The organism is Serratia sp. (in: enterobacteria) (assembly GCF_046715635.1).
Classification (GTDB): domain Bacteria; phylum Pseudomonadota; class Gammaproteobacteria; order Enterobacterales; family Enterobacteriaceae; genus Chania.
Genome location: NZ_JBKJYW010000369.1, coordinates 1 through 9585 on the forward strand (window position 1 = coordinate 1; position 9585 = coordinate 9585).

The 9585-nt window shown below is 55.3% G+C and carries 8 protein-coding genes; 7 read left to right on the forward strand and 1 reads right to left on the reverse strand.

Annotated elements, in window-relative coordinates; genetic code table 11:
• Positions 1 to 523: LysR family transcriptional regulator (locus ACLQ7H_RS19265; protein WP_411754054.1), on the reverse strand; the 523-nt coding region annotated here is incomplete at its 3' end.
• A gap of 660 nt (positions 524 to 1183) precedes the next feature.
• On the opposite strand from ACLQ7H_RS19265, the gene ACLQ7H_RS19270 reads away from it, so the two are divergent.
• From ACLQ7H_RS19270 to ACLQ7H_RS19300, 7 genes are all read left to right on the forward strand, one after another.
• A complete protein-coding gene (locus ACLQ7H_RS19270) occupies positions 1184 to 1789 on the forward strand; it encodes an ankyrin repeat domain-containing protein (RefSeq protein WP_411754055.1) in 606 nt (201 codons plus the stop codon).
• A gap of 144 nt (positions 1790 to 1933) precedes the next feature.
• Positions 1934 to 2722 carry a DUF2877 domain-containing protein gene (locus tag ACLQ7H_RS19275; protein WP_411754056.1) on the forward strand — a complete coding sequence of 263 codons (789 nt, stop codon included), beginning with the start codon at positions 1934 to 1936 and terminating at the stop codon, positions 2720 to 2722.
• Positions 2682 to 4229 (forward strand): acyl-CoA synthetase FdrA, encoded by a 1548-nt coding sequence (gene fdrA / locus ACLQ7H_RS19280; RefSeq protein ID WP_411754057.1) that lies wholly within the window; start codon positions 2682 to 2684, stop codon positions 4227 to 4229. The genes ACLQ7H_RS19275 and fdrA overlap by 41 nt, the downstream gene beginning before the upstream one ends.
• Positions 4229 to 5647: a DUF1116 domain-containing protein gene (locus ACLQ7H_RS19285; protein ID WP_411754058.1), complete on the forward strand. Its 1419-nt coding sequence runs from the start codon at positions 4229 to 4231 to the stop codon at positions 5645 to 5647. The genes fdrA and ACLQ7H_RS19285 overlap by 1 nt, the downstream gene beginning before the upstream one ends.
• 245 nt (positions 5648 to 5892) lie before the next feature.
• On the forward strand, positions 5893 to 7443 hold the full coding sequence (locus ACLQ7H_RS19290) for a xanthine permease (protein ID WP_411754059.1): 1551 nt from the start codon (positions 5893 to 5895) through the stop codon (positions 7441 to 7443).
• A gap of 273 nt (positions 7444 to 7716) precedes the next feature.
• Positions 7717 to 8667 carry a carbamate kinase family protein gene (locus ACLQ7H_RS19295; RefSeq protein WP_411754060.1) on the forward strand — a complete coding sequence of 317 codons (951 nt, stop codon included), beginning with the start codon at positions 7717 to 7719 and terminating at the stop codon, positions 8665 to 8667.
• Between the two features lie 13 nt (positions 8668 to 8680).
• On the forward strand, positions 8681 to 9585 hold a 905-nt coding region (locus ACLQ7H_RS19300; RefSeq protein WP_411754061.1), incomplete at its 3' end, for a deaminase.

Sequence of the window (9585 nt, forward strand, 5' to 3'; positions counted from 1 at the left end):
CGAACACCCAACGGATGGCGCCGATTTCGGTGTAATCAATGCCGCCGCCGTCCAGCAACGTATCCGGTGCGCCAATGGCGATATTGGCCTGGTTGTTGATGATGGAATCCCAGACGCCGTTGTACACCTCGGTGGTTACCGTGATGTGGCAGGTGGGGAATTGCTTCTTCAACACCTGTAGCAGCCGGGCGGTATGCCGTGGGGTGTAGAGCAACTGATTGATGCAGATGCGCACCCGCGCCTCAATGCCCTGCGAGATAGTATCAATACCGCGCTTGATGGCATGGAAGTCGTTGAGCAGGTCGGTCGCTTTACGGTAGAAGTAAAAACCGGACTCGGTGAGTTCGATGCTGCGCGTGCTGCGGTTAAACAGCACGACATCCAGCCCGGTTTCCATGCGTTTGATGGTATAGCTGATGGCCGAGGTCGTCAGATCCAGCTCCTTGGCCGCCTTGCTGAAGCTGCCAAAACGCGCCGTGGTGGTAAATGCCAACAGGTTTTCTTCGGTAAAAATAGAATTCATAGACCCCTCACCCTAGCCCTCTCCCACAGGGAGAGGGGACCGATCGAGTGTGTTTGAAATTATCGTGACTCACTTTGGCTAGGTCACAACATACCTCGCCTTTCTTGTTTTCACTCCCTACTTTCCGAAGCTGAACGGTCCAACCACGCACTCCGGACAGCTCGCACTCCCTGTGGAAACAGATCGATTTCGATGATCACCCATACATCTTCTTTTTGCACCCCACTTTCCGAAGCTGCACAGGCTAACCACGCACTCCGGGCAGCTCCCTCTCCCTGTGGGAGAGGGTTGGGGTGAGGGGTAACCGCATTGTTGAATGTATTTGTAAATCCTATGGCACGCAACCAGTATTGAACAAAATTTAACACTACGATTACAACTGATTTGAAGACAATCACACTTCTGATTATTAGTTTGGAGCCTGATGTGGCGCGAGATGAAAGCCCATTCCCCGCAGGGACGTTTGCCGAGGCAAAAGGCGCAAAACATAAGAGAAAGATTGCGCCGACGCACAGTTTGTCTTTATTGTTGAATTGTTTTCAACAATTACACCCTTTGCGATGAATGATTCTTAAGCGGATGTTTTTATCCAGCATCTGTTGCTATTCTCAGTAGCAATGAAAGCATCCAAAGCCCACTGGAAAAATAGGGAGCGAGAATATGTCTGATAAAGCGCTAATCACAGAATTTCTTTTTGCGGCGGAACAGGGCGACAGCGACGCGCTGAAAAGTTGCCTGAGTAAAGGTGTGGATATCAATGCCGCCAACCGCCAAGGCCGTACCGCAATTACGCTTGCCAGCCTGAATAAACATTACGACTGCGTGGAATTATTAATTGCTGCCGGTGCCGATATTGATAAGCAGGATCAGACCTGTTTTAACCCCTTCCTGCTGAGCTGCCTGAATAACGACTTAACGCTGCTGCGCCTGGTATTGCCAGCCAACCCGGATTTGGACCGTTTAACACGCTTTGGCGGCGTGGGTATTACCCCAGCCAGTGAAAAAGGCCACGTCGATATTGTGCGTGAATTATTGACGCGTACCGAAATTAACGTCAACCACACCAATTTTGTCGGTTGGACGCCGCTGCTGGAAGCTATTGTGTTGAATGATGGCGGAGCAAAACAGCAAGAGATTGTCAAATTACTGCTCGATCACGGTGCCAATCCTCATATGACCGACAAATATGGTAAATCGCCCCTGACGCTGGCCCGTGAAAAAGGCTATCACGAAATTGCTGAACTGCTGGTTGCCGCCGGCGCATAACAGAGGAGAAATGCCATCGCACAGCCGCAACGGCAGTGCATTACAGCGTTATCGGCGGAGGTGACGTTCCCCCGCCAGCGGCTAAGTGGGCAGGTCGACCAGGTTTTTTCGCGCGCGGTAAACCTGTTCGTCCCCGAGCAGAACATGCTCTACACGTTATTAAACGACGAGTACGATAACGCCCCCAATAGTTGCCGCATAGCGCTCAGGCACTGCGACCAGATATTTAGCCCAGGAGATCGCGTCGAGTTTTCTCAGGGCCGCATTGAAATAGGTCAGCATAGTTGGATTGATTTTTCTCACTGCCAGACATGGCAGCAGCCTGGCCTGTATTTAACCGAAGCAAACAGAGCATCTATTGCTTGGCACCAATGGGGGGCATGCATTAATCAACAGGCTTCATCCGGTAATTCGCTGTTTAATTACCGTGGCGAGAATATATTTTATCGGGAAATGGCCAGATTATTACAGCTGCATCGTGATGCGTTATTTCTGGCGATACGGCGCAATGAAGATCCCGACGAGGCCATACATTTCCTCATTGGTTTGGGCATTGGCCTGACGCCCTCTGGGGATGATTATCTGGTTGGGCTTTGCTCCATATTACTGCTGCCCGGTCATCCGGCACAAAAGTATCGCGGGGTTTTTCTGGCGGTGCTGGAAAAAGCACAACATAAAACCACGCGGCTAAGCGCTATTACCTTAGAGGCGGCAATCAATCAGCGTTACCGACAGGTGATAAGTCACCTGTTAGAAAAATTAGTGCTCGACGATCGTCACCTTATTAGCGATACCCTTAACAAGATTAAACAGATCGGTTCAAGTTCGGGCTGCGACATGCTGTATGGCATGGCCGATGCCTGCCTCTTGACCTCATATTTTGGAGAAAAAGATGCCCATCAGGATCGTGGTAAAAAACAACACCTGGTTTGACTCTGTTTCGCTGATGTCTATTTCCACTAAAGCGAACAAACTTGAAGGCGTTGAACAAGCGTTTGTGGCCATGGCCACAGAGATGAACAAAGGGGTGCTGGAGAACCTGGGCTTGTTAACCCCGGAGCTGGCAGCCGCCAAAAACGGCGATCTGATGATCGTGATTAAGGGCGCCAGCGATGAAGCGAACGATGCCACCCTACAGGCGATCGACGCCTTGTTCACCCATAAAGATAGAGGTGGCCGCCACGAAGCGCGCTACGCCACCCTCGCCAGTGCGAAAACTCATATCCCGGAGAGCAACCTCGCGGTGATCTCGGTAAACGGGTTGTACGCAGCGCGTGAAGCTCGTCAAGCGCTGGAAAACGACCTCAACGTGATGTTGTTCTCCGACAACGTCTCCATCGAGGACGAACTGGCGCTGAAACAGTTGGCGCATGAAAAAGGCCTGCTGATGATGGGGCCAGACTGCGGCACCGCCATCATTAATGGCACCGCCCTGTGTTTTGGCAACGCGGTTCGCCGTGGCAACATTGGCATCATCGGCGCATCCGGCACCGGTAGCCAGGAGCTGAGCGTGCGTATCCATGAGTTTGGCGGCGGCATTTCGCAGCTGATTGGCACCGGCGGGCGCGATCTGAGTGAAAAGATTGGCGGCCGGATGATGCTGGACGCGCTGGAGATGCTAGAGAACGACAACGGCACTGAGGTGATTGTACTGGTCTCCAAGCCCCCAGCCCCAACCGTGGCAAACACCGTGCTCGAACGCGCCCGTGCCTGCCGTAAACCCGTAGTGGTTTGCTTCCTTGGGCGCAATGAGCCACCAGCCGATGAACCAGGGTTACAGTTTGCGCGTGCAACCAAGCAGGCAGCGTTAAAGGCCGTGCTGCTTACCGGCATTAAAGAAAAGTCCCTAGACCTTCATCCCCTCAACTGGCCGCTGATTGAAGAAGTGCGTGCCAAGCTGACGCCACAGCAAAAATACATTCGCGGCCTGTTCTGTGGCGGCACTTTGTGCGACGAAGCGATGTTTGCCGCACTGGAAAAATACGACGACGTCTACAGCAATATTCAACCCGACCCGGCCATGCGCCTGCAAGACCTCAACCGCAGCGTGGCACACACCTTCCTCGACTTTGGCGATGACGACTTCACCAATGGCAAACCGCACCCGATGATCGACCCGACCAACCGCATCCAACGTCTGTTGCAGGAAGCACGCGATCCCGAAGTCGGCGTGATCGTAATGGACTTCGTGCTTGGCTTTGGCTCTCACGAAGATCCGGTGGGCGTAATGATTGAGGCGATCAAAGAGGCCAAGGCCATTGCGGCCAGCGAGAGCCGCCCGTTGGAGATCCTCGGCTATGTGCTGGGCACCGATCTCGATACACCGTCGCTACAGCAGCAGTGCCAGATGCTCACCGATGCGGGCGTGATCTGGGCGAGCAGCAGCACCAATACCGGATTGCTGGCACGTGAATTTGTTTTTAAAGGGGGGAAAGCCTGATGAGCCACTCGTTATTTAACCAACCGCTGAACGTCATTAACGTCGGTATCGCCATGTTCAGTGATGACCTGAAAAAACAGCATGTGCCAGTGACCCAGCTCGATTGGACTCCGCCGGGCCAGGGCAATATGGCGGTGGTTGAGGCCCTCGATCAGATTGCCTCCCCAGCGCTTGCCGAGAAAGTGGCTGCCGCGAACAAACTGGCGCTAGAGCGCATTATTCAATCGCATCCGGTATTGGTAGGTTATGACCAGGCGATCAACGTGGTCCCTGGTATGACGCGTAACACCATTTTACATGCTGGCCCACCGATCACCTGGCAGAAGATGTGTGGCGGGATGAAAGGTGCCGTCACCGGTGCGCTGGTGTTTGAAGGACTCGCAGCCAACCTCGACGAGGCAGCAGAATTGGCAGCATCCGGCGACATCATTTTCTCGCCGTGCCATGAACACGACTGCGTTGGCTCGATGGCAGGCGTGACGTCCGCGTCAATGTTCATGCATATCGTCGAAAACAAAACCTACGGCAACCGCGCGTATACCAATATGAGCGAGCAGATGGCGAAGATCCTGCGCATGGGGGCCAATGACCAGAGCGTGATCGACCGCCTGATCTGGATGCGCGATGTGCAAGGCCCAATGCTACGCGATGCCATGAAGCTGGCTGGAGAGATCGACCTGCGGCTGATGCTGGCACAGGCGCTGCATATGGGCGACGAGTGCCACAACCGCAACAATGCGGGCACCTCACTGCTGATCCAGGCGCTGACGCCTTGGATTATCCAGGCGGGGTACCCGGTTGAACAACAGCGCGAGGTCTTCGACTTTGTCGCCAGCAGCGATTACTTCTCCGGCCCAACCTGGATGGCGATGTGTAAAGCGGCAATGGATGCGGCGCACGGTATTGAATACAGCACCGTGGTCACCACCATGGCGCGTAACGGCGTTGAGTTTGGTCTGCGCATCAGCGGGCTACCGGGCCAGTGGTTTACTGGCCCGGCACAGCAGGTTATCGGCCCGATGTTTGCAGGCTATAAACCTGAAGACTCCGGCTTGGATATCGGCGACAGCGCCATCACCGAAACTTACGGCATTGGCGGCTTTGCCATGGCGACCGCTCCGGCCATTGTGGCGCTGGTCGGGGGCACGGTGGATGAAGCTATTGATTTCTCGCGCCAGATGCGTGAAATCACGCTGGGCGAAAACCCTAACGTCACCATTCCCCTGCTGTCGTTTATGGGGATCCCAACGGCGATCGATATTACCAAGGTCGGCAGCAGCGGCATCCTGCCGGTGATCAACACCGCCATCGCCCATAAAGATGCGGGGATCGGCATGATCGGTGCCGGGATTGTACACCCGCCGTTCGCCTGTTTTGAGAAAGCAATACTGAGGTATCGCGACCACTACTGCCAATAACAATATACCCGTCGCCTTTCAAGCTGCAGCGTTGTTACCTGCACTATCTCACCCCAGTCACTTACAAAAACGTAAGCTCCTGGGGATGAGATAGCTTGTCGCCTAGCTGCAACTTGAAATTCATAGGGTAACCGGGGCTAACCCAACGTTAGCCCCACCTGACACCAGAGAGTTGTTCACCTGCAGGACCAATGGCGATCCCGTGGATCGTCGAGAGTTGTTAAACGACCTGTAAAGGATTTTCCATGAACAAGATGAAATTAGAGTGGAAACGCGGTGACTGGGCAGCCTACTTCGGGCTGATGACCAATAACCTGACCAACCTGCTCACCATGATGGGGTTACTCATCTTCGTGGTGGGTATCCCCAAAGAGATTGTCTACGGACGCATTGCCCCGGCCTTTGGTCTGGCGGTGATGATGGCCAGCATCTGTTACACCTGGTTCGGCCTGCAAATGGCTCGCCAGACTGGGCGGAGCGATGTGACCGCGCTGCCTTCCGGCCCGAGCGCACCTTCCATTTTTACCGTGACCTTCCTGGTGCTGATGCCGGTTTATCAGTCCACCGGCGATGCGGACTTTGCTATTTCGATCGGCCTGGTGTGGTGCTTTGTTGAGGCGCTGATCCTGGTGGGCGGCTCTTTCCTCGGCGAAACCATCCGCAAGATGATCCCGCGCACCGTGCTGCTCTCCTGCCTTTCCGGCCTGGGGCTGTTGCTGCTGGCGATGAACCCGATGCTACAGGCGTTTGAAGCGCCAACCGTTTCGTTCATCGTGCTGCTGCTGATCTTTATCAACTGGTTTGGCAAAAAGCCAATATTCGCCCGCATTCCGACCGGTTTGCTGCTGTTGATCGCCGGTACCGCGCTGGCGTGGATCTCCGGCCTGCAAAGCCCAGATGCGATTAAAGCCTCAATGTCTTCCTTTGGCTTTAACCCACCGGGATTCCATGTCGACAGCTTTATGCAGGGCCTGCCACACGCGCTGCCGTATCTGGCCTCTGCCGTTCCGCTGGGGCTGGCGAACTACATCTTTGACCTGGAAAACATTGAAAGCGCACACGCCGCCGGGGATGAATACAACACCCGCAAAGTGATGATGGCTAACGGCCTCTCCTCCATGTTCGGCTGCCTGCTGGGCAACCCGTTCCCGGTGACCGTGTATGTTGGCCACGCCGGTTGGAAAGCCATGGGGGCCAGCATTGGTTACACCTTGGCTTCCGGCGTGACGATGTTCCTGGTACCGCTGTTCGGGCTGGGTGCCTTTATGTTGGCAGTGATCCCGATGACGGCGATCGTCCCCATCCTGGTGTTTATCGGCGTGGTCACCGCCAACCAGGTGGTGAGGGAAACACCGAAAATCGAGGTCCCGGTGATCTTCATCTGCCTGTTCCCGTGGATCGCCAACTGGGGATTAACCATGGTCAACAGCGTGCTGGGGGCGGCGGGCACCTCGGGAGCCAAACTGGGCGCAGAGTTGCTGCATAGCAAAGGCGTGTATTACCAGGGGCTGGTGCATTTGGGTAACGGTGCTCCGCTGGCCAGTATGCTGTGGGGATGTATTGCGATTTTCGCCATCATCAACAAACCGCTGCGTGGTGCGGTGGCGGCGGCAACCGGTGCTCTGCTGGCGCTGTTCGGTGTGATCCATGCGCCAGCCGTGGGCTTTGCCGAGGGAAGTTCGTTGCTGTTCACGCTGGCTTACCTGATGATGTCGGCCATGTTTGTGGTGAAGCATTTTCTCGATAGCCGTGGAACGGTGGCTGCCCCGACTCAGGAGCCAACCAAAACCGCCTGACCCCTCACCCCAACCCTCTCCCACAGGGAGAGGGAGCTGCCCCGAGTGCATGGCAAGCCCGTGCAGCTTCGGACAGTAGGGAGTAATAAAAGCAGGGTATCACACGGAAAAATCAACGGACTCAGTTGGGTGAAAAAACAGGGTGGATGAGTTATTACGCAGAAAAATCAACGAACTCGATCGGTTCCCTCTCCCTGTGGGAGAGGGTTAGGGTGAGGGGCATTCATAGATTCCTGCCCCTGTTTAAACGGCCTTTTTAATCGGAAAACCCAGATGAAAGAACTCGTCGTCGTCGCCATTGGTGGCAACAGCATTATCAAAGACAACGCCAGCCAGACCGTGGAACATCAGGCCGAGGCGGTGAAAAAGGTCGCAGATTCGGTGCTGGAGATGCTGGCATCGGATTACCACATCGTACTCACCCACGGCAACGGCCCGCAGGTGGGGCTGGAATTGCGCCGTGCCGAAGTTGCCCACGAACATGAAGGGCTACCGCTGACCCCGCTGGCCAACTGCGTGGCGGATACCCAAGGCGGTATCGGCTACCTCATTCAGCAGGCACTCAACAACCGCCTGGCGCAGCATGGCGGCCAAAAGGCGGTAACCGTCATCACGCAGGTTGAAGTGGATAAACAGGATCCCGGCTTCACTAACCCCACCAAACCGATCGGCGCTTTCTTTAGTGAACAACAGCGCGATGCGTTATTGCAGCAATACCCCGCCTGGCGTTTTGTAGAAGACTCCGGGCGTGGCTATCGCCGGGTAGTCGCCTCGCCAGAACCCATCAGGATCGTGGAAGCCGACGCAATCAAGGCACTCACGCAGCAAGGGTTTGTGGTGATCGGAGCGGGCGGCGGTGGCATCCCTGTCGCGCGTAATTCACAAGGTGATTACCAAAGCGTCGATGCGGTGATCGATAAAGATCTCTCCACTGCCTTGCTAGCCAGGGAAATCCGCGCCGACGTACTGGTGATCACCACTGGCGTAGAGAAAGTGTGCATTCACTTTGGCAAACCGAATCAGCAGGCGTTAGGCCAGGTGAACGTGGCCGAAATGACCCGCTATATGGCAGAGGGGCACTTCCCTGCTGGCAGCATGCTGCCGAAGATCGTCGCCAGCCTGGCGTTCTTACGCGATGGCGGCAAACGCGTCGTCATCACCTCGCCGGATTGCCTCCCCGCCGCACTGCGCGGTGAAACGGGCACCCATATCGTTAACCTCTGAGAGGCAACCACAGATGAATGAGAATAAAAGCCGCCGTGAGTTTTTGAGCCATAGTGGCAAAGTGGCTGCGGCCTGCGCACTATTGGGTGCAACCTCCTCCGTCGGTTATGCTGCTAACCCGGCAACCGCGAACTGTGAGGCAGACCAGCGCATGAAAATTACTGACCCGCACTATTATCTGGATAACGTGCTGCTAGAGGCGGGTTTTGAGTTTGACGGAGCAACCCCGGTCAGCACTCGCACCGAACTGAAAACGCTGGAGATCAACCAGGGCAAGATCGTCGCCTTGCGCGATAACCGCCAGCATGCAAACAGTGCGCTGCCGGTTTACGACGCTGGCGGTAAACTGATGCTGCCCGCCATGCGTGATATGCATATCCATCTGGACAAAACCTTTTACGGCGGCCCATGGCGTTCGCTGAATCGCCCTGCGGGCACCACCATCAAGGATATGATCAGGCTGGAGCAGAAGCTGCTGCCGGAACTGCAACCTTATACCCAAGAACGGGCCGAAAAGCTGATCGATCTGATTCAGTCCTACGGTTCCACCACCGCTCGCAGCCATTGCAACGTTGAGCCAACCTCCGGCCTGAAAAACCTGGAGAATCTGCAAGCAGTGCTGGCACGTCGCAAATCTGGTTTTGACTGCGAGATTGTTGCGTTCCCACAGCATGGCCTGCTGTATTCAAAATCGGAACCGCTGATGCGTGAGGCTATGCAGGCAGGAGCGCACTATGTCGGTGGCCTGGATCCGACCAATGTCGATGGCGCAATGGAAAAATCGCTCGATAGCATGTTCCAGATCGCGCTGGATTATAACAAAGGGGTGGACATTCACCTGCATGAAACCAGCCCGGCAGGCATTGCGGCGGTGAATTACATGGTAGCAACCGTCGAGAAAACGCCACAGTTAAAGGG

Excerpts from the sequence above, each read along its gene's own strand:
- ACLQ7H_RS19270 (WP_411754055.1), top strand. The coding sequence starts at position 1,184 with ATGTCTGATAAAGCGCTAATCACAGAATTTCTTTTTGCGGCGGAACAG.
- ACLQ7H_RS19275 (WP_411754056.1), top strand. The coding sequence starts at position 1,934 with ATGCTCTACACGTTATTAAACGACGAGTACGATAACGCCCCCAATAGT.
- fdrA (WP_411754057.1), top strand. The coding sequence starts at position 2,682 with ATGCCCATCAGGATCGTGGTAAAAAACAACACCTGGTTTGACTCTGTT.
- ACLQ7H_RS19285 (WP_411754058.1), top strand. The coding sequence starts at position 4,229 with ATGAGCCACTCGTTATTTAACCAACCGCTGAACGTCATTAACGTCGGT.
- ACLQ7H_RS19290 (WP_411754059.1), top strand. The coding sequence starts at position 5,893 with ATGAACAAGATGAAATTAGAGTGGAAACGCGGTGACTGGGCAGCCTAC.
- ACLQ7H_RS19295 (WP_411754060.1), top strand. The coding sequence starts at position 7,717 with ATGAAAGAACTCGTCGTCGTCGCCATTGGTGGCAACAGCATTATCAAA.